This is a genomic window from Couchioplanes caeruleus (assembly GCF_003751945.1).
Classification (GTDB): domain Bacteria; phylum Actinomycetota; class Actinomycetes; order Mycobacteriales; family Micromonosporaceae; genus Actinoplanes; species Actinoplanes caeruleus.
On the sequence record NZ_RJKL01000002.1, the window covers coordinates 69291 to 95698 of the forward strand.

29 protein-coding genes and 1 pseudogene are annotated in these 26408 nt (G+C 68.0%); 13 read left to right on the top strand and 17 right to left on the bottom strand.

The annotated features are described in order from the left end of the window. Nucleotides 1-97: 97 nt before the first annotated feature. The 3 genes from EDD30_RS37810 to EDD30_RS37820 form a co-directional block, all read right to left on the bottom strand. On the bottom strand, nucleotides 98-403 hold the full coding sequence (locus EDD30_RS37810) for a hypothetical protein (protein ID WP_071804703.1): 306 nt from the start codon (nucleotides 401-403) through the stop codon (nucleotides 98-100). 9 nt (nucleotides 404-412) lie between these two features. Then, nucleotides 413-1369 carry a hypothetical protein gene (locus tag EDD30_RS37815; protein WP_148088184.1) on the bottom strand — a complete coding sequence of 319 codons (957 nt, stop codon included), beginning with the start codon at nucleotides 1367-1369 and terminating at the stop codon, nucleotides 413-415. A gap of 187 nt (nucleotides 1370-1556) precedes the next feature. After that, on the bottom strand, nucleotides 1557-1877 hold the full coding sequence (locus tag EDD30_RS37820; protein WP_071804707.1) for a hypothetical protein: 321 nt from the start codon (nucleotides 1875-1877) through the stop codon (nucleotides 1557-1559). A gap of 990 nt (nucleotides 1878-2867) precedes the next feature. Here EDD30_RS37820 and EDD30_RS37825 point away from each other — a divergent pair. Next, on the top strand, nucleotides 2868-3938 hold the full coding sequence (locus EDD30_RS37825) for a replication protein RepA (RefSeq protein WP_071804710.1): 1071 nt from the start codon (nucleotides 2868-2870) through the stop codon (nucleotides 3936-3938). A gap of 301 nt (nucleotides 3939-4239) precedes the next feature. Here EDD30_RS37825 and EDD30_RS37830 read toward each other — a convergent pair whose 3' ends face one another. Then, nucleotides 4240-5076: a PilZ domain-containing protein gene (locus tag EDD30_RS37830; RefSeq protein ID WP_170047244.1), complete on the bottom strand. Its 837-nt coding sequence runs from the start codon at nucleotides 5074-5076 to the stop codon at nucleotides 4240-4242. 292 nt (nucleotides 5077-5368) lie between these two features. Between EDD30_RS37830 and EDD30_RS37835 the strand changes: the two genes are divergently transcribed. Together EDD30_RS37835 and EDD30_RS37840 are read left to right on the top strand one after the other, a co-directional pair. Continuing rightward, complete coding sequence (locus tag EDD30_RS37835; RefSeq protein WP_084556358.1) at nucleotides 5369-5809, top strand: hypothetical protein; 441 nt, start codon at nucleotides 5369-5371, stop codon at nucleotides 5807-5809. Beyond that, the gene (locus EDD30_RS37840) at nucleotides 5803-6234 is read left to right on the top strand and encodes an oxygenase MpaB family protein (protein WP_084556357.1); all 432 of its coding nucleotides are present in this window, start codon (nucleotides 5803-5805) and stop codon (nucleotides 6232-6234) included. Before EDD30_RS37835 ends, EDD30_RS37840 begins: the two co-directional genes overlap by 7 nt. Before the next feature lie 555 nt (nucleotides 6235-6789). On the opposite strand, the gene EDD30_RS37845 is transcribed toward EDD30_RS37840, so the two are convergent. Together EDD30_RS37845 and EDD30_RS38590 are read right to left on the bottom strand one after the other, a co-directional pair. Continuing rightward, nucleotides 6790-7002: a hypothetical protein gene (locus EDD30_RS37845; RefSeq protein ID WP_071805182.1), complete on the bottom strand. Its 213-nt coding sequence runs from the start codon at nucleotides 7000-7002 to the stop codon at nucleotides 6790-6792. A 39-nt stretch (nucleotides 7003-7041) separates the two neighbouring features. Further along, nucleotides 7042-7818, bottom strand: a complete 777-nt coding sequence (locus tag EDD30_RS38590; RefSeq protein WP_143162664.1) for a hypothetical protein — start codon at nucleotides 7816-7818, stop codon at nucleotides 7042-7044. Between the two features lie 388 nt (nucleotides 7819-8206). On the opposite strand from EDD30_RS38590, the gene EDD30_RS38595 reads away from it, so the two are divergent. Next, the gene (locus EDD30_RS38595) at nucleotides 8207-9538 is read left to right on the top strand and encodes a hypothetical protein (RefSeq protein ID WP_143162663.1); all 1332 of its coding nucleotides are present in this window, start codon (nucleotides 8207-8209) and stop codon (nucleotides 9536-9538) included. Nucleotides 9539-9719: 181 nt separating this feature from the next. Beyond that, nucleotides 9720-12346, top strand: a pseudogene (locus tag EDD30_RS37860) (Tn3 family transposase). 14 nt (nucleotides 12347-12360) lie between these two features. Here EDD30_RS37860 and EDD30_RS37870 read toward each other — a convergent pair. The 5 genes from EDD30_RS37870 to EDD30_RS37885 all read right to left on the bottom strand — a co-directional run bounded on the left by EDD30_RS37870 (nucleotide 12361) and on the right by EDD30_RS37885 (nucleotide 14445). Continuing rightward, on the bottom strand, nucleotides 12361-12663 hold the full coding sequence (locus tag EDD30_RS37870) for a nucleoside triphosphate pyrophosphohydrolase (protein ID WP_084556360.1): 303 nt from the start codon (nucleotides 12661-12663) through the stop codon (nucleotides 12361-12363). Further along, on the bottom strand, nucleotides 12656-12784 hold the full coding sequence (locus EDD30_RS41695) for a hypothetical protein (RefSeq protein WP_280526232.1): 129 nt from the start codon (nucleotides 12782-12784) through the stop codon (nucleotides 12656-12658). The genes EDD30_RS37870 and EDD30_RS41695 overlap by 8 nt, the downstream gene beginning before the upstream one ends. Nucleotides 12785-12941: 157 nt before the next feature. Further along, nucleotides 12942-13346 (bottom strand): hypothetical protein, encoded by a 405-nt coding sequence (locus EDD30_RS37875; RefSeq protein WP_071804629.1) that lies wholly within the window; start codon nucleotides 13344-13346, stop codon nucleotides 12942-12944. Then, nucleotides 13327-13896, bottom strand: a complete 570-nt coding sequence (locus tag EDD30_RS37880; protein ID WP_071804627.1) for a hypothetical protein — start codon at nucleotides 13894-13896, stop codon at nucleotides 13327-13329. The genes EDD30_RS37875 and EDD30_RS37880 overlap by 20 nt, the downstream gene beginning before the upstream one ends. A gap of 72 nt (nucleotides 13897-13968) precedes the next feature. Further along, on the bottom strand, nucleotides 13969-14445 hold the full coding sequence (locus tag EDD30_RS37885) for a hypothetical protein (protein WP_071804625.1): 477 nt from the start codon (nucleotides 14443-14445) through the stop codon (nucleotides 13969-13971). 144 nt (nucleotides 14446-14589) lie between these two features. On the opposite strand from EDD30_RS37885, the gene EDD30_RS37890 reads away from it, so the two are divergent. Then, entirely contained in the window at nucleotides 14590-15444 is an 855-nt protein-coding gene (locus EDD30_RS37890; protein ID WP_071804623.1) for a hypothetical protein, read from the top strand. A gap of 96 nt (nucleotides 15445-15540) precedes the next feature. After that, nucleotides 15541-15846, top strand: a complete 306-nt coding sequence (locus tag EDD30_RS37895; RefSeq protein WP_143162631.1) for a hypothetical protein — start codon at nucleotides 15541-15543, stop codon at nucleotides 15844-15846. 515 nt (nucleotides 15847-16361) lie between these two features. On the opposite strand, the gene EDD30_RS37905 is transcribed toward EDD30_RS37895, so the two are convergent. Continuing rightward, nucleotides 16362-16919 (bottom strand): HNH endonuclease, encoded by a 558-nt coding sequence (locus EDD30_RS37905; RefSeq protein ID WP_071804620.1) that lies wholly within the window; start codon nucleotides 16917-16919, stop codon nucleotides 16362-16364. After that, the gene (locus EDD30_RS37910; RefSeq protein ID WP_143162630.1) at nucleotides 16916-17995 is read right to left on the bottom strand and encodes a coiled-coil domain-containing protein; all 1080 of its coding nucleotides are present in this window, start codon (nucleotides 17993-17995) and stop codon (nucleotides 16916-16918) included. The genes EDD30_RS37905 and EDD30_RS37910 overlap by 4 nt, the downstream gene beginning before the upstream one ends. Nucleotides 17996-18105: 110 nt before the next feature. Between EDD30_RS37910 and EDD30_RS37915 the strand changes: the two genes are divergently transcribed. Together EDD30_RS37915 and EDD30_RS37920 are read left to right on the top strand one after the other, a co-directional pair. After that, entirely contained in the window at nucleotides 18106-19269 is a 1164-nt protein-coding gene (locus EDD30_RS37915) for a pentapeptide repeat-containing protein (RefSeq protein ID WP_148088185.1), read from the top strand. After that, on the top strand, nucleotides 19266-20423 hold the full coding sequence (locus EDD30_RS37920; protein ID WP_244945704.1) for a tyrosine-type recombinase/integrase: 1158 nt from the start codon (nucleotides 19266-19268) through the stop codon (nucleotides 20421-20423). Before EDD30_RS37915 ends, EDD30_RS37920 begins: the two co-directional genes overlap by 4 nt. Nucleotides 20424-20516: 93 nt before the next feature. Here EDD30_RS37920 and EDD30_RS37925 read toward each other — a convergent pair whose 3' ends face one another. Next, on the bottom strand, nucleotides 20517-21281 hold the full coding sequence (locus tag EDD30_RS37925) for a ParB/RepB/Spo0J family partition protein (RefSeq protein ID WP_143162629.1): 765 nt from the start codon (nucleotides 21279-21281) through the stop codon (nucleotides 20517-20519). Between the two features lie 244 nt (nucleotides 21282-21525). Then, nucleotides 21526-22386: a ParA family protein gene (locus EDD30_RS37930; RefSeq protein WP_170047218.1), complete on the bottom strand. Its 861-nt coding sequence runs from the start codon at nucleotides 22384-22386 to the stop codon at nucleotides 21526-21528. A 348-nt stretch (nucleotides 22387-22734) separates the two neighbouring features. Here EDD30_RS37930 and EDD30_RS37935 point away from each other — a divergent pair, with 348 nt between their 5' ends. Further along, a complete protein-coding gene (locus tag EDD30_RS37935) occupies nucleotides 22735-23463 on the top strand; it encodes a hypothetical protein (RefSeq protein ID WP_143162628.1) in 729 nt (242 codons plus the stop codon). 31 nt (nucleotides 23464-23494) lie between these two features. Here EDD30_RS37935 and EDD30_RS37940 read toward each other — a convergent pair whose 3' ends face one another. Next, nucleotides 23495-23917: a hypothetical protein gene (locus tag EDD30_RS37940; protein WP_071804607.1), complete on the bottom strand. Its 423-nt coding sequence runs from the start codon at nucleotides 23915-23917 to the stop codon at nucleotides 23495-23497. Next, entirely contained in the window at nucleotides 23862-24098 is a 237-nt protein-coding gene (locus EDD30_RS37945; RefSeq protein WP_071804605.1) for a hypothetical protein, read from the bottom strand. The genes EDD30_RS37940 and EDD30_RS37945 overlap by 56 nt, the downstream gene beginning before the upstream one ends. Between EDD30_RS37945 and EDD30_RS39645 the strand changes: the two genes are divergently transcribed. From EDD30_RS39645 to EDD30_RS37955, 3 genes are all read left to right on the top strand, one after another. Further along, the gene (locus EDD30_RS39645) at nucleotides 24097-24258 is read left to right on the top strand and encodes a hypothetical protein (RefSeq protein WP_170047216.1); all 162 of its coding nucleotides are present in this window, start codon (nucleotides 24097-24099) and stop codon (nucleotides 24256-24258) included. The genes EDD30_RS37945 and EDD30_RS39645 overlap by 2 nt on opposite strands. 121 nt (nucleotides 24259-24379) lie before the next feature. After that, nucleotides 24380-24673: a hypothetical protein gene (locus EDD30_RS37950; protein WP_071804603.1), complete on the top strand. Its 294-nt coding sequence runs from the start codon at nucleotides 24380-24382 to the stop codon at nucleotides 24671-24673. Then, entirely contained in the window at nucleotides 24670-26043 is a 1374-nt protein-coding gene (locus tag EDD30_RS37955) for a hypothetical protein (RefSeq protein ID WP_071804601.1), read from the top strand. The genes EDD30_RS37950 and EDD30_RS37955 overlap by 4 nt, the downstream gene beginning before the upstream one ends. Nucleotides 26044-26408 lie beyond the last annotated feature (365 nt).

The window sequence follows — 26408 nt, forward strand, 5'->3', positions numbered from 1 at the left end:
ACTGCGAGGGCTGGGCGAGCCTCACACAACTTGATCAATTCTTACGCCTGATAGCCGCCAAGCGACTGATTCCAAGGCGCCAGATGCGACATCTTGGTCATGGCTTGGGGTGCCGTTCATCAAGGAGGTCGTCGAGTTGCTGTGCGGCCTCGCTGGTCAGCCGTTGCTTCTCGTCGTCATCGAGTTGGTCGTAGTATGCCGAGAAGCGCTCGAAGGCTGAGCTGAGTGCCTCGCCGTAGGCGTCGGAAGCGACGGCTTCGCGGAGGTTGACCTGGCCGGAGAGCACGCCTTCGGCCAGCTCCTGCAGCAGCGGATCGGAGCCGTTGGCCAGGGCGGTCAGGCTGGTGCGCAGAAACTTGGCGACCCGAGGGTCACCGGCGATCTCGTACACACTGTCATGCATCGATGCTCCTCATCGGTGAGGGCCTTCGGGGGCGAGGGGATTGCGGTAGCTACCGCCCGCGACCTCGGGTATCTGCACGCTTTCCAAGCTGGCCACACCGGTCTGCGCGACGCCGATGAGGGCTTGAGTGGCGGAGTAGACGGTGGCCATGACCTTGGTGGCCTCGGCCCACATGTCGAGCATGCGAGCGACCTCGATGGCGGCAACGCCGTAGCCGACGACGGCGCCGACGCCGGTTTCCGCGGTGACGGTGCCGGCCGCGGCGGCGATACCGGCGATGATGGCCGCGTCGAGTAGTCCCTTGATGATGCCGGAGACGGCCTCGCCGGCGTTGTATGCGCCCTCGGCCGCCAGCTCGAACTGCTTGGCCACCACGCGCATGGGATGTGCCATCGCGTCCAGCTTCGCGGCGATGTCGGTGAAGTGCTGGTCGGCGGCCTCGGCCGCATGGCCCTGCCACTGCGTGCGGAGCGAGATCGCTCCGCCTTGTAGGTTGTAGCCGAGGTCGGTGGTGGCGTCCGCGGCGTTGCCGAGTGCTTTGCCGGCCTTGGCGAGGGCTTGCCAGTCGCCGAGGAAGAAGTCGGTCGCTTCGCCGAGGATGTCGTAGCCGAACACCCAGTCGATGCCTTTGAGCGCCCAGTGCGAGATGCTGATGTTGTCCAGGACGGCCAGAGGGTGACTCAGCTCGACGTCACCCACCGCGGCCAAGCGGCCGGAGGGATCGCGGGAGTCGGCGAACGAGGGACCACAGGGGTTGCCGGCCCAGGCCTGCTCCAGCGCCGTCAAGCCGGCGCGGTCGGGACGGTTGGGCAGGGTGGCGTCCATGCGCGCCGCGGCGTTCGCATCGGTCTGGCGGTAATAGGCGGCGGAATCGGTCAGCCCGTCCTGGTCATATTCGAGCAACGTGCCGACTTTGTGAAGGTTCGCTGCCGCGGCGGCGAACGCGCGGGGCCCGTTCTCGCCCAAGAGTTTCATCAACCCGCCGCTGGACCACGTTCCGTCCGGCGGCGGGTACCGGTGCAGGTAACCGCCGATCGCGCGGGCGTCCCCGCTAGCCCGGTCGACCTGTTTCGCGTATCCGTCGAGACCCTCCGGGACCACGGTGAACGTCATGAACTGCCTCTCCCCCGTTTGACTTGCACAGCCGTTCCGTTCAGGACGCCAGATTCGCCACCACGACGATTTCCAGGACGCCGAGAACGGTGCAGCCCCACGCCCACCAGAGGCGCTGTCGCCCCGCGAAGACGTCCCTGGTCAGCTGGACCATGACTCCCCACACGGCACCGGCGATCAGGAGCGCGCATCCGGGTGCGGCGGCCCACGACAGGCGACCGCCCACCATCATGAAGATCAGGGCGAACGCGAAGATGCCACCCAGGATGTTCAGTCCGGCGGCGTAGAACCGGATGCGCCCGACGGCATCACTCTCCGACTCCGCCGCGAATTGGTGCCGAAGCTCCTCACGAAACGACATCGCACGAGGGTACAGGGCATCCTCTGCCTCGCCGACCCACGATCATCGGCGGGCGTCAGCCACACCAGCGCCCCCGAATCCGGGTCGCGACGCCACCTGTGCAACGTCGTGATCATCGAACCCGCCCGCCGCCGCGCCGGGCCCGCCGCTCTGGTCCATCCGCCGACACCAAGCCAGAGCCAGGATTCGGCCACTACGCCCGACAAGCCCTCCTCGGGACATGATCACAATCCGGCTGGAGCACTAGAACGATTCCCTCGTTTGCCCAGCTCACCGCTGGCATAGTTGCCCGTCATACGGCCCGCTCCGAGGGTGGGAACTCTGCCGGATTTGCCGCACTCCTCCCGCTCGAGGAGGTACAGGTCCGCACCGCAGGGGACGAGCGCGACGAGGCCGAGGTGGTTGGCATTATGGCCCGTCGACTTCCCGCCGCCGGCGGCTGTGCGACGACGGCCGATCTGTGGATGACGGAGACGTTGTGCTGGCATTGTGGCCCGTCACATGAGCGATACTCGCGTCGGCTGGCATTACCGCCCGTACGCTGAACCGGACATCGCGGCAGGAGCTACGCAAGGCCCACGGGTGTTGCTGGTTGTGCTGGCATTATGGCCCGTCCCTGTCCACAGGTTCGCCGGGTTGTGCTGGCATTGTGGCCCGTCACGGCCGGTCCCAGACGGCCTGAAAGCCGGGCTACCCGCCTCGCGCCCCTGTGGACAACGCTGATCCTGCTGGCATTACGGCCCGTCAAAAGCCGGGCTTGGCTGGCATTACGGCCCGTACCGCCTGGCATTATGGCCCGTCACGCTGCCACGTTTACGCAGCTCAAAGGCCTGTTTCGGCGGCCCCTTGTAGTTGATCCTCGTAGCCTGCTTGTAGTTCTTCGGCCGCCCGCGCCGGCGCCGAGCATGCCGCCGCCCCGCCCGGCCGGCGCGACACGCGCACCCCGAACAAAGTTTGATCGACCCTCGCCGCTACGGCAGCCTGTGCGGCATGGCCCGGCCGACCTTCACGCAGATGGAGCTGCTCGAGCAGATCGCCGAGATGGACGCTCGGACGGATCCGCCGATCGGCTTCCCGCCGCTGGTGACCGCCATGTGCCTGCTGCCCGGCGTGAAGCCGACCCTTCCGAAGGTCCGGCCCGTCGAGGAGCACCGGGTGCTCAGCCGCAGTCACAACGGGTGGACCGCCACCTGGACCGCCGGCATCAACCCGAAGGACGGCAGCAACGTCGGCCTGCCGTACGGACCGAAGGGCCGTCTGCTGCTGGCGTTCCTCGGCGGCTACGCGGTCCGGCACAAGACCCCGATGATCGAGCTGGGTCCGAGCCAGAGCGGGTTCATGAAGGAACTCGGCCTGGCCGCCTCCGGCGGCCGCACCGGATCCAAGACCCTCGTCGGTGAGCAGGTTCGGCGCCTGGTGCGCGCCCAGCTCGTCGTCGAGCGCGACTTCGACGACGACCCGCGCTACCTCACCGACGAGGGCGCCGGCATGCGCATCGCCCGCTCGTGGAAGGTGTGGTGGGACCGCAGCGGAGAGAACCCAACCCACCCGGTCGAAGGGTCGTATATCGAGCTGTCCAAGGACTTCTACGACGAGATCATCGATCACTCGTTCCCGCTGAATCTCGATGCCCTGCGGATATTCGGCGACAGCGCGCTGGCCATGGACCTGTACGCCTGGCTCACCTACCGACTGCGGCAGCTCACCAAGCCGGTCACGCTCACGTGGGAACAACTCACCGCGCAGTTCGGCAAGAACGGCCTGCCCGATGTCGGTGCCCCGAACCGCGCCCGCAGCCGCGCGGTGGCCGAGAACAAGCGCAACATCTTGGCCCAGCTCCCGACCGTGCTGGCCGTCTATCACCAGGCGAAGGTCGAGGAGACGAAGTTCGGCCTGGAGCTGCGGCCAAGCCCGCCGCACGTGCCTGAGCGCGGAATGCACGGGTTGCGGCGCGCTCAGGCCGCGGCCAGCCTGCCCGCACGCCGGACCGCCGCCGCAGCAGCGGACGAGGCATCTCCGGTGCCAAGCCAGCCAGACCGTTGCCAGCGGAGCACCCGGTAACCAGATGGCCAACGGTCGCCCGTTCAGTGCGCTGGTGTTGGTTCTAGGCTCGCGGGGTAGGCGTTGGCAGGGCCTGTGCTCGCCGCTGGTTGTCGCTGGCGCCGCAGCCGTCGGCCGCGAGGCGGGGTTCGGATGAGCGGATACCGCGGTTGTGTCCGGTCTGCGGTGGGCCGTTGCCGGCCTCGGCGCGGTTGAGCTGGGTGTTCTGTTCGTCTGCCTGCCGGGCACGGCACTGGCGTACGACAGGCCATCGCCATGCCCGCATCCGGGCCCAGAAGTTCGACCGGGTGGCCGGGGCGGGTCAGTCCAGCCAAGCGAGTCGGGCCACCCCGCCGGCGACCGTGACCACCCTCGCCCGAAGTAGCGCGTCGTTGATCTTCAGGACCACGTGTTCCTTGCGGGCTGGGTACTGCTGGGCGCCGGACACCACGCAGGCTATCCGGGTCGGCTTGGCGGTGACTGGCTGGGCGCCGACGCTGGACCACAGAACCGCGTCGGTGCTGGTGCCGTCCCAGGTGCGGGCGGGGCGGGTGAATACCAGGTGCTTGGCCAGCTCCGACTCCTGCATGCCGATGTCGGTGTAGGCGAAGTGGGCCTGTCGGTCCTGCACGGTGATGCACCGGGCGATTGCCAGCAGCGGCTGATAGGAGCCGTCTATCCGCACCGCCACGTCGGCTCCCTCCGGTGGTGCGTGGTCGAGCACAGCGGCGAAGCCGCCGACCGACACGTCGAGGGTGTGACCGACGCTGTCCACCGAGGTGTCGGGCCACCACACCGTCACCGGAAGGTTCAGTTCCCGTCGCGGGTACTGGCGCCGGTCGGTGTCATCACGGGTAGGGCGGCCCAGTCGGACCCGTCCGTCGTCGACCATTCGCACCGCCGCCCACCATCGGCTTACCGGCGGCGTGTGGATCAGCTGTACTACATCAAACGGACTGACCCCAAGATCGTCTTTAACTTCGACGTCCAGGGTGCCGGTTGTCGGATCCGCCGCGATCAGGACGGCGGAAACGCCGTTGACAGTGACCGTCGAACCGACCCGCTCTGCCCAACTGTCCACCCGATCAGCGTAGAACCGAGCAGGATCTTCTCGCGGACGAAGCAACGCTACGGCGACCCTGTCGTCGGCGGCCAACACGGGCCGACGTCCGCACGCGGCCGACTCCGGCCGCCGCGGCTTCGCCTGGCGCGAAGGCGCATACGGCTGGTGGGGCCGCTCCGGCACGTTCCAAACCGTGCTCCACCTGCGGAACCAGGGTTGAGAGACGTCCACTCCCGTCTGCCGGCCTCGCTCCTGCATCTGCAGCGCTGTCGGCGCCCCCTCCTGACCTCAGTACCGGGAGCGCAGAAGGTACGCGACATGCCCTCGACCAGATCCCCGCTCCACGACCCGAACCCAGCGTGCCGGCCACCGACCAAGGATGACCTCCATGCTGCACCGTCGCGGATGCTACGACCGCCTCGCCGACATCCGCCGCCGTGACCCCGTCGCCGACTACCACGCCATCTACCAGGCCACCGCGCTGTACGAGTTCCCCTTCGACACCCGGATGGGGCTGCTGCTGGCGTTCTGGCGCACCTTCGCCGTGCCCTCCATCGCCGAGGTCCTGGCAGCAACCGGAGAAACCATCCACCGCACCGACCGCCGCGCCGACGACACCGGCATCCTCATGTACACCCTGATCAAGTACGGGCTCGACCATCCGTACGGGCGCACCGCCACGCGCCGGCTCAACCAGATCCACCGTCGGTTCACCATCAGCAACGACGACTACCGGTACGTGCTGGGCACCTTCCTCTTCGCGCCCGCCCGATGGATCGACCAGCACGGCTGGCGGCCGCTGGCTGTCACGAACGCACGGCCATGCTGACCTTCTACACCACGCTGGGCCGGCGCATGAACATCACCGACATCCCGACGACGTGGGACGCCTACGAGACCTTCTACGACACCTACGAGGCGCAGCGCTTCGCCTACACCCCGGCCGCGGCGCAACTGATGGCGGCGACCGAGGGCCTGCTCGGTGCTTCCTCCCGTGCCCTGACACTCCTGTCCGGCGGCATCATCCGCACAATGCTGGACCCGCCGCTACGCCACGCCACCGGAGTCACCCCGCCACCCCGCTGGGCCAAGGCCCTCCTGACCGCCGCACTGGGCGGTCGGGCCGCATGGCTGCGACACGGAGCGCGGCCCCGCACCCGCGGCTGGCTCGACGAGGGAATCACCGGCAAGACCTACCCCGACGGCTACGACCTCGCCACGCTGGGACCCAGCGGACCGCAGCAACCCGGCTGACGCCAGGCGCCTGTGGTGAGCATCTGAATCGGGATCGTCTGGGCTGTACGTGGTCTCGACGACCGCGCAGTACCTTGACCAGGCACAGAACGCGCTGCGTATCGCCTTGGACGCCGTCGAGGTGGCCCGCGCCCGGCCCTGGTTCGAGACCGCGGACCGAGCCGCCTCTGCACCCGGGCGCCCCTCGAGCCACCGGACAGGACCAGATGCTCTACGCCGCCGCACTGATCGTCTGGTGGTGGTGTGATGCTCGGCCTCGTCGAGTTGGAGGAAGGCGGCCTGCACGCGCAGCAGATGACGGCAGGGACACTCCTCGTAGCGAGCCATGACCGCCTCGAACCGGCCGGCTCGGGAGAGGGCCATCGTCTTGTCGTCCTGGTCCATGCCACATTCCAGGGCGCGCTGGCTCCATAGAACAGCCACCGCTGATCAGCGAGACACTGCCGAGCGGATCGCGACGCCACCGCGACTTGAGACACATAGGCCGGGGGTGACGACTCGTTATGAGTTGTCACCCCCGGCGGGTTGTGTGCGGCAGGCCGTAACGGTGGCGGACTACGACTCGTCGAGGTCGCTCACTGCGTCGGCGACAGCGGCGCTCGCGACGGTGCTGACCACTGCTGCCAGCAGGGCTGTGGCCGGACCACCCACGGCGAGGCCGATGCCCACCGCCGCCTTCCTAGCCAGCAGGCCGGCACCGCTACCCGCGGCTGCCACAGCGATGCGCTTGGCGTACTGACCGGCCAGTTCCTCATGCTTCTTGTTCATCGTCAACCTCCTACTGGATCACGTGGTCGGGATTCGGCGTCAGCGTTTGGGCCACGGGATCTGGATCTTCGGCATCCGGAACGGGCACGGCTTCCCGGTCAGGGGCGTCACCGTGACGTCCCAGATCTGACACGACTCCTTCAGATAGCGCAGAACCGTGGTGACGAGTGAATCGGAATCACGTGAGTGAATGATTTTCATCGAAGTGGCTCGGCTGGTGATCTCCACGCCGAGATCCTGCTCCCAGTACGCCCGGCGATCATGGGTGCCCCCGATAACCCACTTTCCGTCAACCCCCCAGCGGCGCGGCGCGGTCACACCGATGACGTCGCCGCACTTGTTGTGCAGGACCACCACCACCGACCCGTGATAGCCGCGGGGCTTCGCCACCGACCAAATGCGGGTCGGCTCGCCGGAAACCTTGCCGACGTTGCGGGAAACGCGGATCCAGCTCTCCATGCGAAGCCCGCCGGACAGCGCGTCTCGGCGATAGTCAGTCAAGGCAGGCAAAGACCGGTTAGCCGCATTCGGGTCCGGGCACGGATCGCTCGCCGCCGGATGCGCGATCGCCGTGAACCAGTCGAGCCTTGCCGGTGGCGGCACGACGGGCCGGGGCAGAATCCTCCAGTGCGGCGGCACGACACCGGGACGGCGCAGCAGGCTGCCGGGCTGCGGGCTGGGTGCCGCAACGGCGGGGGTCGATGGAACAAGGGCGGCGGTCAGCGCCGTGCTGATAGCCACCAGCAACAGGAGCAGGACACGTGGAGGAGACGCGGTGCGGCGCGTCCCACCCGTCGGGTTGGGAGAGGTGTTCATTCCACTTCCTTCGCGAAAATGCGCGGAGCGCGGCAGCGGCCCACGCGATAGGAGCCGGGCAAAAGATGTCTGTCGCCGAATATCTCTGGCTGCCCGGCGGGACGATCTCCAGTTTTGTCCGTCCATCCCCCAGGTTCGCAATGGTCCATTCCTGGGCCAATTAGTTAGCGCTGGCCAGGGTGGGGGTCGTGACCTGCCAACCCGGGTTGGACCAGGGTCAGCGGACCCAGGGTCATAGAGGGGGTCAGAGCCAACGGCCCACGTCCCGTACGGCTAGGCCCGTGACATCCCCGTGATTCATGGGGTAGGCATGAGACGAGAGTCCAGGCGAAACAAGAGCGCTGATGCGCTCTTTTGCTACCAGCGCCCCTGCCCTAGGATCCGCCGGATGTCAGCTGATTCAGAGCGGTCTTTCGACCCGGCATCGCTCACTTCAAAACAGGGGTTCATGGAACTCCTCCTCGCCCTTGGCAAGGCCCGACTCAACAAGACATCACCTACGGGAATTGCCAAATCCGCCGCAGGGGCAAATCTAGATAATCTTTCCGAGGCCACCGTCAAGCGGATATTTCGGGAAAAGAAGATTACCTTCGAGACCCTGTCTTCGTACCTGACGCTGTGCTCGGCCTCCGAGACGGAACGTCTGGCGATCACCGAGTGCTACAAGGGGCTGTACGGCGACGCTGCACCGGACTCCGCGCCCACGGAGCCCGACAGACCTGGGCAGGCTCCCGCCGCGGCCGCCGAGTCGCCGCAGCCCGCCGATGCGCCGCAGATACCCGAACCGGCGACCAAGCGGGAGACGACTGCGCTGCCTGCTGTAGAGCCGAGGGCATCTGCCGCGAAGCTCGTTCCCACCCCCACGGGTGCCCCGCTGGGCGTGGCGACCACGTCAGATCGGCATGAGAGCCGCTCCCGTCTCCACTCCTTGAACGGACCTGTTCGGATCGCGGTACTCCTCGCGCTCACCACCACGGCACTGCTGGTCGCTGGAATGGTGATGACCACGCCCTGGGATCGTGCAAATCCCGTGCCGCCCCCCTGCAGTGCGGCTGGCTGCCCCACAGGCAACGCCCTCCCCGCACCCGGTGCCGCCTCGAGCAGCCCCGCAACGTCCCCCTCCGCACCACCGGCCGGTCCGGACGGTGGAAACGGAAGCCCCGGAACCACTTCGGACGGGCAGACCCGCCCCGGTACCGGGACGGGGGACGACCAGGGTGGAAGGGTCGAGATTGTGGGCCTTCAGCCAACCTCGCCACGCCCGACGACCACGTCGGCTCCACAGTCCGCACTCGAATACCTAACCTCGGTCACGCCGAAGTCGTCACTGAATGCCAAGGTCACCACATGCCGGACCGTAGGCGGCGCCGCGCTGCCGAACTCCATCTTGTTCACCCCCACCGACGGGAAGGCCATCTGGGAGGCCGTGACACCGGCCGACGTCAAGACGATGACATTCACCATTGGGGTGCATGACCGTCCGGGATACAACGCCAGCGCCCGCATCGGGGCTTTCGTGCAGATCGGCAATACCGTGGATGGTGTGACGACCAAGGCCTACAGCCGGAATTCAGCGGACAACCCGCCGGATCCGATCACGTATGGCCCGGGCGACAGGGTCACGGTGTCCGTCACCCCTGGAGAGCTCGTCCGGTTTCAGATTACGGCTGGAGATGAGCCAGACGAGGTTTGCGTTGCGCAGCCGGTCCTAAACCGCTGAACTGATCGCCGGCAGCCTGCCCCCAGGGATCGGCCGTTGGGACGACGGAACGGCCAGTAGCGCTAAGGATGATGTTGGTTCGGGCATACCGCTGGACACGTTCGGGGTAGGTCGGTCGTCACGGTCGGCTGACCGTTAGTCGGACTTCGATCGGCCTCGATCTCTCGTACCGTTTTGGCCTGTGCCGGTTGAGTTCCTCACTGATGAGCAGGCGGCCGCGTACGGCCGATTTCCAGAGACGTTGACGCCCACAGAGTTGGAGGGGCTGTTCTTCCTTGATGACGCTGATCGGGACCTGGTCGCTCGACGTCGCCGGGATGAGAACCGGATCGGGTTCGGGTTGCAAGTGGCCACAGTGCGGGCTCTGGGGCTGTTCCTGGAGGATCCGCTGGATGTGCCGAGCGAGGCAGTCGACTACGTCGCTGGGCAGGTCGGTGCGGCGGATCCATCGGTGGTCAAGGAGTATCTGCGGCGCAGGCAGACCCGGTTCGAGCACCAATGGGAGATCGCCCGGGGGTACGGATACAGCGACTTCACTACGGCCGAGTCGGACCTGGTGCACTGGATTGATGACCGGGCCTGGACGACGGGCGATGGCCCGAAGGCGATCTTCGAAGCGGCGGTGGGGTGGCTGCGTGAGCGCAAGGTGCTGCTGCCGGCGGTGAGCACTCTGGCTCGGTTGGTGGCGCAGGTGCGGGCGCAGGCCACCGACCGGCTGTATCAGCGGTTGTCCGAGCTGGTCTCGGCCGATCAGGCCCGGCTGTTGGAGGATCTGCTCGACGTGCCGGACGGTTCCCGATTCTCGCAGCTGGAGAGGTTGCGGACGCCGGTGACCAGGACGTCGGGCACCGGGATGGTCCGGGCGTTGCAACGGGCCGGCGAGGTCGCCGGCCTCGGCCTGGGTGGCGTGGATGTCGGGGTGGTGCCGCGGCGGCGGGTGTGGGAGCTCGCCGGGTACGGGTTGGAGGCGAAGGCGCCGACGCTGCGCCGGCATCCGTATGCGCGGAAGCTCGCGACTTTGCTGGCCACGGTCCGGGCGCTGGAGGCAACGTCGGTCGACGACGCGCTGGAGCTGTTCGACGTGTTGATGACCATGGAGCTGCTGAGCCGGGCGGAGCGGCAGTCGAAGAAGGAGAAGCTACGCCGCTATCCGAAGGTGTCGCGGCACGCCGGAAAGTTGGCGGCCGCGGTCGGGGTGCTGGAGGCCGCCGAGTGGGGCGAGCAGGTCCGCCTCGAGCAAGTGTGGGACGCGATCGACAGCGTGGTGTCCCGAGCCGAGCTGCGCGCGGCGGTCGCCGGGATCGCGGAGATCCTGCCGCCGGTGGACGCCGACCCGGACGGGGAGTGGCGGGCGCATCTGCTGGAGCGGATGGCCACGGTGCGCGGTTTCGTGCCGCTGCTGTGCCAGGTGATCGAGTTCGGTGCCACGGCCGATGCCGCGCCGGTGCTGTACGCGGTGAACGGGCTGCCGGAACTGCTGGATGCGCGGCAGGGTCGCAAGGTCGCCGCCGGGTTCCTCGACGCCCGCCGAATCGAGGTGGAGGTGGTGCCGTCCGGGTGGTGGCAGCGGCTCGTCTTCCCGAAGGAGCGGCCGGCCGAGACGGTGGACAAGGCCGCGTATGTGTTCTGCGTGCTCGAGCAGTTCCATCAGCGGCTCAAGCGCCGTGACATCTTCGCCGCGGTGTCCGAGCACTGGGGTGACCCGCGGGCCCGGCTGCTCGACGGCGATGCCTGGGAACAGGCGAAAGCGCCGGCGTTGAACGCGCTGCAGTTGCCCGAGGAACCCCGCGACCTGCTGGCCGGCCATGCCGCGGCGCTGAATGAGGCGTGGCGGCAGGTGGCGGCCGGGCTGAGTGTGGACACGGCGGCCCGGCTGGATGACCAAGGCCGGCTGCACGCACAGAAGGTCACCGCGGTGCCGGATCCACCGAGCCTGGTCGACCTGCGCAGCCGGGTGGAGGCGATGCTGCCGCGCATCGATCTGGGTGAGCTGATTCTGGAGGTAATGGCCTGGTACCCCGGTTTCGCCGGCGCGTTCACCGCCCTGTCCGGGTCGGCGACCCGCCTTGACGACTTGCACGTGACGATCGCGGCGACGCTGACCGCGCACGCGCTCAACGTCGGCTTCGTGCCGGTCGTCTCCGAGGGGGTGTCGGCGTTGACCCGGGGCCGGATCAGCCACGTCGATGCGAACTACCTGCGGCCCGAGACCTACGCCGCGGCGAACGTGGTGCTGATCGACGCTCAGGACGGCATCGGCGTGGCCCGGGCGTGGGGCGGCGGGCTGGCCAGCGCCGCGGTGCGACCTGGCTGAACATGGTCAGCGACCAGGCCGTCGGCACCGCCGGGATGGTGCTGTCCGGCACCCCGCGCGACTCGATGCACCTGATCGACCTGCTGTACCGCCGCGACGGCGGCCGCCGCCCGGAGGTCATCATCACCGACGCCGGTTCTTACAGCGATGTTGTCTTCGGGCTGCTTCAGTTGTTGGGTTTTGACTACCGGCCGCAGCTGGCCGACCTGCCCGACGCCAAGCTGTGGCGCATCGACCGCACCGCCGACTACGGTCCGCTGAACGCGACCGCCCGCGGGGTCGTCGACCTCGGCCGGATTCGCCGGCACTGGCCCGACATGCTGCGCATCGTCGGATCGATCCACACCGGGCAGGTCTCGGCGTACGACGTGTTGCGGGTGCTGTCGGCCGGCGGGAACCTTACCCAGCTCGGCGAGGCATTGGCCGGCTATGGGCGCATTTTCAAGACGCTGCATGTGCTGGCCTTCGTCGACGGCGAACCGTCTCGCAACTGAAACGTTTCTGCGAGTCAGGGGATGAGCACCTCGTCGAGCCAAAGGCGCCGCGCGAACGCACCACGCTCGGCGCGCTTGCTGGCGGCCGCCTCATCCACTTCGGCCTCGGTGAAGCCGAGTGCGGCCGTCAGAGCGGCGAGCACTTCGTGGATGTCGGCGAGTTCGCCAAGTCGCGCGGCCGGCTCGGCGGAGGCGACTTCCTCCGCCTCCTCGTGCAGTTTCGCGATCAGCGCGGGAAGTAGCTCTTGGGCGCCCAGCACCCGGACCTTTGGAGTCTGACCACCGGCGGAGATGATCTCCGGAATACGATCACGCACGAGCTTTGCCGTAGACGATCTTCTGTTCGCGAGACATCTCGCCATCATCCTTGCTCGGTGCAGGCAGCCACTCGCGCGGCTCGCTGCCAAGGGCTCCCGCTGTCGCAACCGTGCCGATCACCGCAAGATCATGCTTAGCGCTACTGACCGTTCCGTTGTTCCCCAACGGTCGAGCTGGCGATTCGACACCAGGGAAAGGTAGTCGGGCTGCACGCCGGGGGTTGCGCGAGTCAACAGCGCGCCGAGTGTGATTCCGCCGGCGATGTTCCATTGTGATGTCACGAGCGCTTGAACGTCCCTGTTCCGCCCTGGTCCGTGGCGCCGGGGCGCTGCCCGAAGGCAGCCTCGAGTAGCCGGACCGCTGCCTCGGCCTCCGAACGGGCCTGTTTCGGCGGTGCGGCGTCGTCGCGCTGATCGTATGCGTCGGCCATCAGGTCGTCGTCTGCCTGCTGCAGCAGGTCCGCCGTGACCTCGACCTGCGCCTGATCCGGGGTGCCGGGCATACCCGCGAGGTCCCAGCCGATCGTTAATTCGACGGCCAGGTCGACGTACGCGGTGAGAGGCACGTCGTCGGTGCCGTCGCCCCACGGATTGTTCCGGGTCAGCGTGGCGCTGTACGAGCCGTGCAGTTCGCCGGCGAGGCCGACCATCAGCCGGGCGCCGTCACGCCGTAGCTCCGTCACCGTGAGCTCGACGCTGAGGGGCGATACCGGCTCGACCGCGCTGACGGTTGTCGCTCCCGCGCCGGCAGCCTTGGACGATGGCCTCGGCGTGGGCATCGGCCTGCTCCGCCAAGAGGACCATGCCCCCGCGCAGCGCGTCGGGCAGGGTGGAGCCGAAGACGTCCTTGATGACGGCTTCCGCGGCGCGGCCGCGGGTGTCGAGGGTCAGGGCGACGGGCATCGAGTCGCGTTCGTCGAAGTCGACCATGATGATGCGGGTGATGCGGAAGTCGATGGCGTCCTCGTCGATCTCGGCGAGCCTCTGCACGACCGCCGGCGCGTTCTCCCGGAACTCACGGTGCGCTTTCGGACCGGCTGGCCTGCCGTCGTCGCCGGCGGGGACGGTGATGGCATCGGCCAGCACGACCCAGGTGTCGCGCTGGTCCGGGTCGGCGCCGGGTTCGATCTCCTCGACGTCGATGACGACCGGCACCTGCGGGGCAAAGGCGGCAGCTGTGGCGGCGAGTTCAGCGGCGGTGGCGATGATGCGTGGTCCCTGGCCGGGCTTCATGTGATCTCCTGCACCGTCAGCGTGATCGGAGACCGGGAAGATTGCGCCGGGTTAGTCCTGCGCTTTCTAGGCTCAGCCATCGCGTCGCAAGCGCAGCCACCGCTCAGCAGTGACCGCAGTAATCCAGTAGTGGGTTTCCTTCGCCACGTGCTCGCCCGGTAGTGCCTGGTAATTGACGGGCCAATTGCGTGGTTCAGTCCCATCGTTGAGTTCTCTCTTCACCCACTTGGTGAACGCTGCGAGCGAGCTCTTGATCGAGTCAGGCTTACGGCCAGTAGCAGCGGCAAGCCGGCTGAGAGCGACCTTTTCCTCCGGCTGAGGTCCGAGAGCGTCCAAGACGTCAGCCATAGCCCGCGGACCGGCCTCCGCCGAGAGAAGCACCTGCCGAAGGCGCTCGACGGGCCAGTCAGGGAACCGGCCGTAACGGTTGCTGACCATCAACTCCTCGTCGGTGCGCTCGGCTTGCTGCCCCGACGTCCGGCGCGCGATGTAGGCCATCACATCGGTGACGAGGTGGGCGGGAACAGGAACGGGAACGAAGTCTGACATGACCTCTAATATAGCCGCTATTCACCTGTGATTACCCAGGTAATCACCCGGTCAGGTGTGGCCGTTCGTACAGCTCTGGAGTGCCCTTGACAATCGTCACCCCATGGTGTGTACCGTGTACCTACTACACACCTGGAGGCACTCTTGAAACACCCCGAGGCCCTCGCATCTCTCACCGAGACCGTTCGCGAACCGCTGAACGACGAAGCACGCATCCCCATCGATGAAGCAATCCAGCGGATCACGAGCGACGAGTACGAGGGCGAGGTTCCCGCCCTCGACCCGCCGGAGTTCTACCGGATCGACCAGACCCTGATCGAGGTATGGGATCTGCCTAAATACGGTCCAGCCGTCCTGGAGATCGTCTACACCGAGGTCCCGGGCGACCGCCAAGCGAAGAAGAACGGAATCTTCAAGTACCACGATGAGATGGGCGCCGACCTCGATGAGTGGCCATCCTGGCATTTCGAAGAGACCAACGAACTAGTGTCCGTCCGCGCCGGTTACACGTCGGTAGACGAAGCTCGCGCGGACGCACGACGGCTGCTGCTGAAGTTGGCGATCAACTCTCCCGAGCTGCGGTTCTTCACCGGCTGGGGGCTAGACGCTGTCCTTGTCGTTCGAGCCCAGAACTGGTACACGATTCGGACGAAGCACAACGGCACCATCGAGTTCTGGGTCGACGAGGAGCCGCTGGAAGCCCACGGCCGATACGCCAACAAGGCGACTCAACTCGCCCGAGAAGTCCGCAACAACTTCGACATCCCTGTGCCGCCGGGCATGCGGAAGGTCGCTGAGGCCTTCATCCAACGCGAGGCAGCGAACGCTTCTCTGCTTCAAGCCCGGCAATCGCTGCGAATCATCCTGGAGAGCATCGACAGGCATGACACCGACGCAGACAAGAAGATGAACATCGCTGAATTGGCGCGCAACCTGTACACAGACCGGGCCAATCTCTACAAGCTCATGCCGTCTCGGCAGGGCAATCGCCGTAGGTGACGAACTCGCCGCATCGCGGGCGGCAGCCGGGTGCGGCCCTCTCGAAGGATTCCGCAGGTCAGAGGCTTGCGTAACGTACCCACAGTGACAGGTGACATGATCAGTTACACGGAACTACAGGACCTCTTCGTCGGCCGCGTGAAGCGCCGCCTGGCCGACGCGCTCGAAGCGCCCGGCAGTAGGGGCATCGACGCGAAGTACGAGCTGAAGAGGGCCGAGATCGAATTCGACTCGCTCATCGTGATGGCCGTAGAGCACGGCTTCTACATCGCCCGAGGGACGGCTCTGCGGGACTCCATCCCCGCCGACTTCATGCCCGAGGCATGGCCTGAGACTCGCTTCCGCAAGTGGCACGAGGAACACGGTGAAGACTCGGCGGCCCATTCGCACGACGTGCGCTGAGAAGTCGAAGCCCTGCGGCTGGACCGGCTGCCGCATCGAGGAACTGCTCGAACTGACCCAGCTCTCGCTGCGCCACTACACCCCACCGACCACCGGCGCGGCTACGCGGTGGCGACTATTGATTGGCCTACCAGCCACCACAGCACGATGCTCAGGAAGCAGGTGACCCCCCAGGCGATCCAATACGGGCTCTGGTCTGCGCCCAGTCGCCGAGCCTTGTCGCCGCGAAGAGCTGCGGAAATTATGCCGAAAACACCGAAAAAGATGGTCCAGATGACGACTGGTATCACTGTCGGCGGACCCGCAGGCACTCCGCTGGCAAGAACGACTGGCGGCCGCCCTGCCCGTGGCGGTAGTGGCCCGGCGCCAGGTGGGAACCAGTTAGTCACCGTTTGGTAGGCCTGGTCAGGGTCGCTCCACGATTGGGCATCTTCGTGCACAGCAAAATGGTCCCTCACGCAGCGTCACGCAGGCACTGGGCCACTCGGACCAGCACGAGCGCCAATCGGTCCCTGTCAGGCCATCAACAAGTACCGAGCTGGACACGACGCAGGAATCCCGAGATTCCTGCTGCAACCGGATTGAACCCGAGTGCTGCACGATCGTCGGACTGTGCCGCAGGAACGCGTCGCGGGTCTTCGGTTCATGTAAGTCCGCGGTGGTGACCGGATCAGGTTCCGGGCCACCCCGTTGGCTGAGGCGTGTGCCCTGACCAAGCGCTCCACCTCGGCGGCATGCCTACTCGCGAAGTCAAGCAGGTCGGTCATCGCGCGGGAGTGCAGCGGAAGCAGGCGGGCGCCCTTGCGCTTGTTGTCGTTAGAGCAGATCAAGGCCAGGTTCGAGGGCCGGTGCAGGTGGAAGTCGGTGGGCAGGCCGTGCTGGGTGATGAGGTCGCGAAGCTCTTGGTCGGTCGTCTTCTGCGGGATGATGTGGTCGATGTGCGTGTTGCCGAACAGCTGCGGCTGGTCGCACATGTGGCAGCGCGACTTCCACAGCTCGAACAAGGCGAGCCGCAGCACCACGTCGTCGTCGCCCCGGTAGCCGATCATCCCGGCGGGCAGCGGCCCGGTCACCGCCGCTCCCCTGTCGCAGGCTGGTCGCCGGCCGTGGCGGTAAAGCCGCCGCCGGCGAGAGCCGCGAGCAGGCCGGTGTAACGGCGTTCGGCGTCGTCGCGGGCCTGCTCCGCGGCCGTGACCTGATGGGCCAGGTCGTCGGCCCGGCGCTGTGCCTCGGCGCGGACGGTGTCGAGTTCGCTGCGCACGGCATCGGCGCGCTGCGCCGCGGCGTCGGCCTTCTGGTCGGCCTGGCGTAGCCGATGGTCGAGCTCCTCGTGCTCGCGGCGCAGCTGCTCGAGGGCGGCGGCGTCGCGCGCGGCCTGAGCCTGCAACGCGGCCTTCTCCGTTTCGTGGCTACGGATCTCGGCCTCGGCGGCCAGGGCCCGGGTACCGGCCTCCCCCACCCGGCGCTCCGCGTCGACCAGCTCGTCGCGGACCTGCGCCAGCTCCCGCTGCTGAGCCTGCACCTGGGCGCGCAGCCGATCGGTCTCGACCTCCGCCGCGGTGCGGCGCTCGACCTCGGCGTCGAGAGCACGGCGCTGCTCCGTCGCGGCGCCTTCGGCCTGCCCGCGCCGGTGCTCGGCCTCGACGGCGCGGCTGATCGCCGCGTCAGCCTCGCGCTGGTACCGGCCGGCGTCCTCCACCGCGAGATCGCGCTCGGCCATGGCCTCGTCGCGTACCTCGTAGGCGCGGGTGGTGCGCTGCTCGGCCTCGCGGGCTTCGCGTTCGGCGGTGCGCTGGGCGGCCTCGGCGCGTAGCTGCTGGTCGTGGGCGTCCTGGACTTGGTCGAGCGCGACCTGCTCGATCTGTGCGAGGCGGGCCTCGAGCGCAGCGATGGCTCCGCCGAAGGGCCCGACGAGCTCGCGGAGCGCCTCCAGCTCGGGGCGCAGGGCGGTGGCGGCTTCGCCGAGCCCGACGCGGGCCAGGGCGTCGCGTTCGGCGTCGGCGACCTCGCGGCAGGACTTGCCCGGGTGATCCGGCGACTGCTTGCACATCCGTCGCCGCGGTCCACCAGTGCTGTTCTGCGGAATCGGACGCCCGCAGCGCTCACAAGGCAGCGTCTTGGCCTGCTCACCGGCCGTCTCCGCACTCATTCCGGAAGACTACAAGTTAGTTAGCAGAAACTCTAACCCGGCTAACCAGTCCGATAACTCTAACTGCGCAAGAGTAAGTACCATAGGATAATGACTGTTATCCTATGGAGATGGCGTATGCGGGCTCTCCCTCTGTACCTCGACTACGACGGGTACTGCGCTCCCCCGCTTTCTGGCTGCCTTTGGCGCTGCTAGCCGCGGCCGGACTGCTGGTAGCGCTGCTCGGGCCAATCGCGTGGTGGGCCACCCCGGCCAAGCACTTGCAGGGCAAGGACAAGGCGGATGCGCGCAACGCCACTCGGCAAGTGCTGCTCGCCGCGGTGGGCGGCCTCGTGCTGGCCACCGGCGCCGGCTTCACCGCCCGCACGTATTTCCTGACCCGCCGCGGGCAGCTCACCGACCGCTACACCAAAGCCATCACCCAGCTCGCCTCCGACAAGCTCACCGAACGCCTCGGAGGGATCTACGCCCTCGAACACCTCATGACCGAGTCCGAGCGCGAGCACCCCACCGTGGTCGAGGTCCTCGCCGCCTTCGTCCGCGACCAGACCATCGGCCTCAAGCGCACTGCACCGACTCCCGACGTTGACGGTGTCGTCTATGACCCACCGGACGGATACGACTGGCCGTCTCCCACCACCGACGTCCAGGCCGCCCTCACCGTGCTGGGCCGTCGACCACACCGGCAGGAAACCCGCCCGATCGACCTCACCGGCGCCGGCCTGTACTACGCCGACTTGCGTGGAGCCCGACTGGTCAAGGCGAACCTTTATCAAGCCCGCCTCGTCGACGCAGCCCTCACTCATGCCTATCTGCAGGACGCCACCCTCATCCGGGCCACGCTCACCGGAGCCAACCTTGTATATGCGCGCCTACACGGCGCCGACCTTCACGAGGCCGTCATAGACCAAGCGCTGCTCCTCGAAGTCGATCTGCGCCATGCCAATCTGTCCAGTGCCTCAGTGAAAGGCGCTCGCATGCGTCGCGCGTTTTTGACCGCCGCCAACCTGACCGACGCCGACTTGACCGGAGCCGATCTGACCGCCGCGGAGCTGTGGAATGTTGATCTCTCCGGCGCAAACCTCACCGACGCAGTTCTGGCCGACGCTGACCTGGCCGGCGCTCACCTGGCCGACGCCGATCTGAGCGGCGCCGATCTGAGCGGCGCCAACCTGAGCGGCGCCAACCTCAAGGCTGCTCTGGGCCTAACGTCCACCCAGCTCGCCCACTGCCGCACTGACAAGCGCACTGTTCTACCCAAGGACCTGTCATGACCACGCAGGCCACACAGGCGGTAGCCACGGCCCCGAGGTCCGGCCCGACCCTGGGCGCCCGGATGGCGCACGTCGCCGCCCGAGTCGCCGCCTACCCGGGGCTGCCGGCCGACGACGGCTCCCGGTACAGCGTGCGCCGGCTCACCGCGGCCTGGCTGCTCGAAGCCGAATCCGTGCACACCGAGAAGGCCCACGACCGCGACCTGGCCACGTTCCTGCACTGGTGCGACCGCGAACGCCTCGACCCGCTCACCGCCCGGCCCACCGACCTGGCCCAGTACCGGGTCTGGCGCGAGCTGCAGGGCCCGGCCGGTCGCACCGCCAAGGCGGCCACTGTGGCTCGAGCCCTCGCCTCGGTGTCTAGCTGGTACACCCACCTGGTCGTCAACACCGACGGCCAGGTCGCCCGCAACCCGGCCGCCGGTCTCAAACGACCGAGAGTGTCGTGCCACTCCCCCACCGCCGGACTCACCTCTGATGAGGTCGACGCGCTGCTCGACCAAGCCGATCACGAGGTCGCAAACCGCGCCGTTAACGCCGAGGCCCAGCCCACTCCGGCCCGTCGCGCCCGGCACCTCGCCGCGCTACGCGACCGGGCCCTGCTGCGCCTGCTTGCCGACCTCGGGCTGCGTGTCAGCGAGGCACTGGACCGCGACGTTGATGAGCTGACCCACAACAGCGGCAAGCGCACCCTGCGCTTCCTCGCCAAGGGCAAAGAGGAGCGGGAACGGCCGCTGCCTTCACACACCTCGGACGCCATCGACGAATACCTCGCCGCCCGGGCCGCCGCCCAGGGCGTCACGGTCTCCGAGCTCACCGGGCCGCTGTTCGCCACCACCGGCACCGACGGCGCCGCCGGCCGGCTCGCCGAACCCAACGTCTTCATCCGGCTCCGACGCCTCGCCGCAGCCGCCGGCATCGCCTCCGCCGACCGGCTGTCACCGCACTCCCTGCGGCACGCCTTCGCCACCGCCGCCCGTGAGGCCGGCGTCCCGCTCGAGGACGTCCAGGACGCCATGGGCCACGCCGACCCCCGGACCACCCGCCGCTACGACCGCGACCGACACAACCTCGACCGCGACCCCTCCCTCATCCTCGGCGCCCGCCGCGCCAGTCAGCGGGGGTTCACTCCCCCGGCGGTGCTAGCTGGCTGACGCCTCCCTGTGAGATCGCAGCAGAATTTTTACGGCCGTAAAGAGCGTCCTGAGGACAGGCTCTTTACGGCCGTAAAACGTGCCGAAGGTCGGTCAGTCGCGCAGGAGCTCGTTCGCCAGCTCCCGGCGTTGCTCGGCGGAGAGCTCGGATCGCAGGGTCTGAGCGATCGCCGTTGGGGTCTTTCCCAGGCGCTGAATCGCAGCTTGAACTCGAGATACACGTGGCCGTGGTGCTGGCGGGGGAGTTGCTTCGGCGTCCATGTTGATCAGGCCGCGGCGGCGGCGCCAAGCCTGCAAGTTGGCCAGTTGCTCTTCCCGGCTGTCCAGGTGCCACTTGCCCTTCCTGACCTCCTCCAGCGACAGGCGAGCCTCGCCAGAGGTGCGCATCTGCTCCTGAACCTCGGGTTGCAGAAGGAGGACGTTCTTGCGTTGTGAAACCCAGCCGGGGGTGCGCTCCAGGAGTTCGGCGACGGCGTTGCCGGACTGAAGCTCGGCGAGGAGCTGCTGCACGACCAACGCCTCCTCGACGACGTCGAGGGACTCGTCCGCGAGGTTCTCGTCGGCCATCGCGCGAATGAAGGAGACGCGGGTCGCCGCGAGGCTGTCCCGAACCCGGATCTCAATGGTCTCCATGCCCTCGAGGAGTAGCGCTGCCCGGCGGCGGCCGCCGCCGACTTGCACCCACTCGAAGGTGTGGGGGACCGTCTCCTCGTCCTCCGGGAAGAGGGCGAGGTACGACGACCTGGTGACGCACGCGGAAGGCTGCATCTGGCCAAGCTCGCGGAGCGACGCCCGCAGGCCCGCAAGCTTGTCCGGGCGGGTGTCGATGTCGCGGGTGTTGCGAGGGTTGGGCGCCACCTTAGCGATGGGAGCCGAGAACGAGCCCGCCGGCGGGACGGGGGCCACAGAGTCGGCCGCGACCGTCGTCTGGGTAGGGACCGTCGGGCGGGCGCCGGTTTTTACGGCAGCCGCTAGGGGAGTGACCGTCACCGGCTCCGGACGGATGTGGGCCGGCGGCGGCACGCTCCGTGGTTGCCGGCGAGCTGCCGCAGCCGCCTTGCGGTCACGGAGGCCCTTCGCCGGCTGAACCGGCGCCACCTCGTCACGCTGCTCGGGCATAACCCACCACCGTTTCCCCCAACTTGTGTAGCTCGCTTACGAGAGAACTCGCCCGCTTGGGCACTGGGTCGGTCGCGGTCACGGCCATGCGCCGGGTCCGGCCCCCCAGCCACTTGTACTCACTGATCTCCGGTCCAATGGGGGCCTGAGCGCGTCCAGCCGCGTGCTCCAGCCGTGTGATGTAGCGCTCCGGCGGGCTCAGCGGCACCATGTTGGGCACGATGAGCAGGGGATAGGACTTCAGCTCCTCGAGCATGTCCTCCGTGGCGGCCATGTCGCGCTCGCGGAGCACCGCAGGCGTCAGCACGAGGTTGCCCGCCGCGACCGCCGCGAATGTGGAGGGCGTCCCGCCCGGGTGGGTGTCGATCACCACAGGGCACTGCAGTTCCTGCCCCCACTGCGCCGTCCAGCGCTCGATGGTCTTCGTCATGCGCTCGGCCGAGGGCTGGTTGTGGCCGAACTCCTTGGCGCAGGGAACGAGGTCGGGTCGCCACGGTCCACCGGCCAGCGGCCGTGGCACACGGCCGGTCTCAAGCGCGTCCAGAAGTGGCCGGTTGACGCGTTGTTCCTCGCGGTAGCCCCACGCTCCGCTGGCGTTGCCCTTGTCCCAGTCCAGGTCGAGGAGGACGGCTCCCAGCAGGTAGGCCATTTCGTACGCGAGGAACGTCTTGCCGACCCCTCCCTTGTACGCCGCTACCACTACGGTGAAGCCCGCCAGGTCGCTCGGGGTTAGGCCGTACTGCGCCAACCATGCACCCTTGCCGCGCTCCGGCACTGGGGCACTGTGCCGGCCGCCTGGCACCTCATCGGGCAGGTCTGACTCGAGGTATTCATCATTAGTCACGGCCCAGGCTCCATGGATTGAGAAACTTGCGTCACTTCACTACCACACCGCTACCTGCGCACGCACCTGACCACGCTTAGGGCGCCTCGTTGCGCGTCTCACTCCAGTGCGGCGAACCGGGAACGATCCAACCCGGTTTTACGGCCGTAAAAACGGGAGAACCGCAGGGTGGGCTGCGAGCGCCGCGGCTTCGGGGCTCCGGCGCCGAGCCGTCATGAAGGCGGGGTTCGGCTTCAATCAAGTGCAGGGTCGTCGTGCATAACCCCAGGTCACGGGATAGGGAGCAGCGGGCGTCGCCAGGGGTGCGACAGGTGTAAAGATTATCTTTACACCTGTCATGCTGGACGTGTGAGTCGTACTCCTCAGGTGCCAGTCCCGCGCTACAGCATCACTGACGCCGCGCAGGCAGCGGCCTGTATCCGGCAGCTACGGCTGGAGGCCGGCGACCCGGATCTGGACGCATCCTTCCCTGCGACCGTGCTCGACGATCTCGACGTCGACGCGGTGGTGGAGTACACGGAGGCGCATCGTCGGGTCGGGCCCTCTGTGCGGGCGGCCGAGCTGGAGCACCGGGCGGTGCTTGTGGAGTATCAGCGCCAACGGGAGACCGCCCGGTACGAGCGGCGGCTCTTCTCCGTGCTCCAGACCGGTTACCAGCTCGGCGTGCACCCGGTCACCTACGGCGCGCCGATGGGCTTGCGCAGTCGCCAGGCTGTCTACGACCGGCGCACGCGGCTCACACGCAAGCGCGCCGCGGCGGGGGAGCGGAGTCTTGGTGACGAGGGGCGGGCCCGCGAATGGCTGGACGCGCACAGCGCGCAGCTGCGCGCGCTCGCCGACACACTGGTGGACTGCCGCGAGGAACTGCTCGAGCTCGTCGACGACGGGCCGGCTCACGACGAGCTCGTCCGCAACATCGACGCGGCCGGCACCCTGCTGAATTCGCGGCGCCCGACGCAGGACCTGTGTACCGCCGTCGCCCTGGCCGTGCACCTGCTTCGTCCGGCGGTGGCGCGACCGGCTTCGAACCCTGTCGTGCGCGAGCAGTTGGCCCAGGGGCTGCGCCTGCTCTGGTGACTCGGCCGGATCAGTCGCGCCAGTAGTCGCGCTATGGCAACAGAACCCAGGTGTCCGCGGGGCCGGTGACCGGGCGGGCGCTCGGTGGGCGCAGGTCCACGTAGGCGCAGGCGTAGCCGGCCGCGCTGGAGCGATACAGGTAGCTGAGCAGGACCTCGTCGCTGGTGGCGTCCTCGCCCGGGTCGCCGCCGGGGTGCAGGTCCCAGCCGGTGATCTGCCCGTCGGTGAAGATGCTGCCCTGGTTGCCGCTCTTGGGGTTGGCATACAGCCCGTAGGCGACGGTTCCCGCGGACAGTGTCTTGCCGACGACGGAGGTCTGCGGCTGGAAGCCCCGTTCCAGTCGCTCACGTACAAGTCCTTTCGCCAGATTCGTCGACGAGTGCTTCGCAGAGTTTCGGTCAGGCGCTCTCGCTCGACCGCCGGTCAGAGCCGCCGCCGGGTGCGGGGACGTCAACGAGATCGGCCAGGTCGTAGCCCATCTCCGTGAGCAGCCGCTCGACGGCGCCGATCGAGAGATCCTCGATCACGTTGTCGCTCGCCGGGCCGACCAGGCGATACCACCACGAGCGCGTACGGGGGCGCAGGTAAGGCTCCACCCGCCATGTGCCGTCGGGGGTTTGCATCGCCGCGCCCATGATTCGTGACGCTACGCCCGAGCAGGCGCTGGTGCTGGCCGCCTCCGCTGTCGGCCCGCGAGGTGCCGGGGATGTATCGGTCGAGCCGGACGTGCGCGCCGAGGATCTTCCAGGAGCTCCGGGGATGACCACCTTGGCCATGGTCGGGTTCTTCGGCTGAGGGGAGTCCCCCGTCCCGTGTCCAACGTGTTGTACGTGTCCGCCGTGTCCAACACGTAGTACATGTCCTACTTGTTGTAGGCTGCCGCGATCATGATTGTTCTCGAAGCGCGGGGGATTCGATGAGCGCACCGGTAGCAGACGCGGCGTCGTCGGAGGCGGTGTTCCCCGCCATGAAGCGCGACACCCTGTATCACGGGGTCGACCTCGTGCGGCGGTTCGCGGCCGCCGTCGAGGAGGAGTGGCTGCGCCGCGGTGCGCAGATCAAGAAGCACGAGGTGATCGACGCGTTGTTGCTACTGGCGATCAGTAACCGTGACCAGCTGCCGGCGTACCTGGAGCAGTTGCGTCGCGAACGCCGCGAGGCGGTGCAGGCGGCGACGCTGGACACGGTCGAGGAAGGGGATGCCCGGTGAGCTGGGCGGATCTGACGACGTTTGCGTACGACTACGCCGTGCCGCTGCTGGCCGGGACCGGTGTGCTGGGCCTGGTGCTGCTGCTGGTCATGATCGTGCGGGTCAAGCGGAGCGGGCGGCCGCTGCGGCCGATCGCCCTGTCGGCCTCGATGAACCTGGCGCTGATGCTGAACGCCGAGGGCATGTGGTACATCGCCATCGACACCCTGCGCCTGCCGGCACTGTTCGCGGTGCTGGTCTTCGCGGTGTTCGAGATCTGCTTCCTCACGGCGACCAGCCTCGCCGCGGAGCAGTACCGCAACACTACCGTGTACGGGCCCGACGGTAAGGTGATCACCCCGGGCCATCCGGGCTCGATGCTCTATGTGGCGGCGTTGATCGCCCTGATGTCCGGTGTGGTCGTGGCCAGCGGCGCGCCCACCACGACCGAGAAGATTCTGCGCCTGGCCATTCCCGTCATGATCTTTTTGATGTGGTGGGCGGCGCTGACCGCCGCCGGCCAGCGCGCGCGCCGCAGCCGCTTCGCGCACAGCCCGATGCGGATCGCCGAGCGGCGGGGCTGGTTCATCCCGGACGAGGATCCCGACCTGGCCAAGATGATCGCTGACCGGCGGCTGACGAAGATGGCGATGCTGGCGCACCGGCTGCACAACGGCGAGCTGGACGAGAAGCGCAAGGTGAAGGTCAAGACCGAGCTGGCCAGACTCAGCCTCACCGCCACCGACGACGACCTCGCCGAGGTGCAACGCCGGGTCAACCGGGCCGGGCAGGCCGAGCAGCTTACCCAGCCCGGAGTCCTGGCGGCTTTGATGCCGACACCGACCGTCGCCGCCGCCGTAACCCCAAGCGCGGTCGCGCCGGCGGCGCCGGCTCTGGCGCAGCCGCAGCCCACACCGCAGGAGGAACCGGCGGCGGTCAGCGGTCACCGACCTCGCGCCGCGGACGATGCCGCTCGCGGGGAGAAGTCGACCGCCTCTGAGAAGCGCGCTGCGGAGCCGGCCGTCCCCAGCACGGCGAAGTACTACGCGCAGTGGCTGACTGTCTGGCTGACGATGACCGCGGAACCAACGGCCACCAATCAGATCCTGCGCCAGCGCACGGGCATCGCCCTGCGCACGCTCAGCAAGATCCGCACCGCAGGCAAGGACGGGCTGCTCACCGCCCAGCGCCTGCAGGAGTTGCGGATGCAGGAGGGGGCGGCCGCGTCGGCCGACACCGGCACCCGAGCGGTGCGCGACAACGCCGACGAGCCCGCGCCGGCCGCGGTGCCGTCGCAGCCTTCCCGGTCGAGAGAAAGCGGCACCGCGCCGGAGCCGGCCGCCGCGGCCGCCGGCGGCCACAGCACCCGGGAACCCGCGATGGCACGCTGACCCGTTGCAGGGTGGAGGGACGGCGCCCGCCGGGAGGTTGCACTCCCGGCCGGGGCCGTCCCTTCCTCATGTGAGGACTGCGGCCGGGCGCCTGCCCGGCGCGAAGTGGGCGTCGGCCTCCGGGTGGCAACCGGGGGCGGTCGGGGTGGCAAGTGACTCGACCGCTGGGTAGCAACCGCCCCCGCTGGCGGGTGGCAAGTCCGCCTCTGCAAAGGGGGTAGCAACCTGCGCCCGATCAAGCGGCAACTGGTCCTAGAGAAGGCGGCAATCCTGCCGTGCCAGGGGTAGAAACACCTTGCTCTCTGAGCGTAGAAACACCGCCGTTGGCGGGGAGGCAAGTGGCCTCGGCGGTGGACGACGGTGGG

Bases quoted from the DNA above. Each gene is read 5' to 3' on its own strand.
- EDD30_RS37820 (WP_071804707.1), bottom strand. From the start codon at position 1,877: ATGTCGTTTCGTGAGGAGCTTCGGCACCAATTCGCGGCGGAGTCGGAG.
- EDD30_RS39645 (WP_170047216.1), top strand. From the start codon at position 24,097: ATGATTCGTGACGCTACGCCCGAGCAGGCGCTGGTGCTGGCCGCCTCC.
- EDD30_RS37895 (WP_143162631.1), top strand. From the start codon at position 15,541: ATGATCAGTTACACGGAACTACAGGACCTCTTCGTCGGCCGCGTGAAG.
- EDD30_RS37845 (WP_071805182.1), bottom strand. From the start codon at position 7,002: ATGAACAAGAAGCATGAGGAACTGGCCGGTCAGTACGCCAAGCGCATC.
- EDD30_RS38590 (WP_143162664.1), bottom strand. From the start codon at position 7,818: ATGAACACCTCTCCCAACCCGACGGGTGGGACGCGCCGCACCGCGTCT.
- EDD30_RS37835 (WP_084556358.1), top strand. From the start codon at position 5,369: ATGCTGCACCGTCGCGGATGCTACGACCGCCTCGCCGACATCCGCCGC.
- EDD30_RS37840 (WP_084556357.1), top strand. From the start codon at position 5,803: ATGCTGACCTTCTACACCACGCTGGGCCGGCGCATGAACATCACCGAC.
- EDD30_RS37950 (WP_071804603.1), top strand. From the start codon at position 24,380: ATGAGCGCACCGGTAGCAGACGCGGCGTCGTCGGAGGCGGTGTTCCCC.
- EDD30_RS37885 (WP_071804625.1), bottom strand. From the start codon at position 14,445: ATGTCAGACTTCGTTCCCGTTCCTGTTCCCGCCCACCTCGTCACCGAT.
- EDD30_RS37810 (WP_071804703.1), bottom strand. From the start codon at position 403: ATGCATGACAGTGTGTACGAGATCGCCGGTGACCCTCGGGTCGCCAAG.
- EDD30_RS37915 (WP_148088185.1), top strand. From the start codon at position 18,106: ATGGCGTATGCGGGCTCTCCCTCTGTACCTCGACTACGACGGGTACTG.
- EDD30_RS37825 (WP_071804710.1), top strand. From the start codon at position 2,868: ATGGCCCGGCCGACCTTCACGCAGATGGAGCTGCTCGAGCAGATCGCC.
- EDD30_RS37880 (WP_071804627.1), bottom strand. From the start codon at position 13,896: ATGAAGCCCGGCCAGGGACCACGCATCATCGCCACCGCCGCTGAACTC.
- EDD30_RS37920 (WP_244945704.1), top strand. From the start codon at position 19,266: ATGACCACGCAGGCCACACAGGCGGTAGCCACGGCCCCGAGGTCCGGC.
- EDD30_RS38595 (WP_143162663.1), top strand. From the start codon at position 8,207: ATGTCAGCTGATTCAGAGCGGTCTTTCGACCCGGCATCGCTCACTTCA.
- EDD30_RS37910 (WP_143162630.1), bottom strand. From the start codon at position 17,995: ATGAGTGCGGAGACGGCCGGTGAGCAGGCCAAGACGCTGCCTTGTGAG.
- EDD30_RS37945 (WP_071804605.1), bottom strand. From the start codon at position 24,098: ATGGGCGCGGCGATGCAAACCCCCGACGGCACATGGCGGGTGGAGCCT.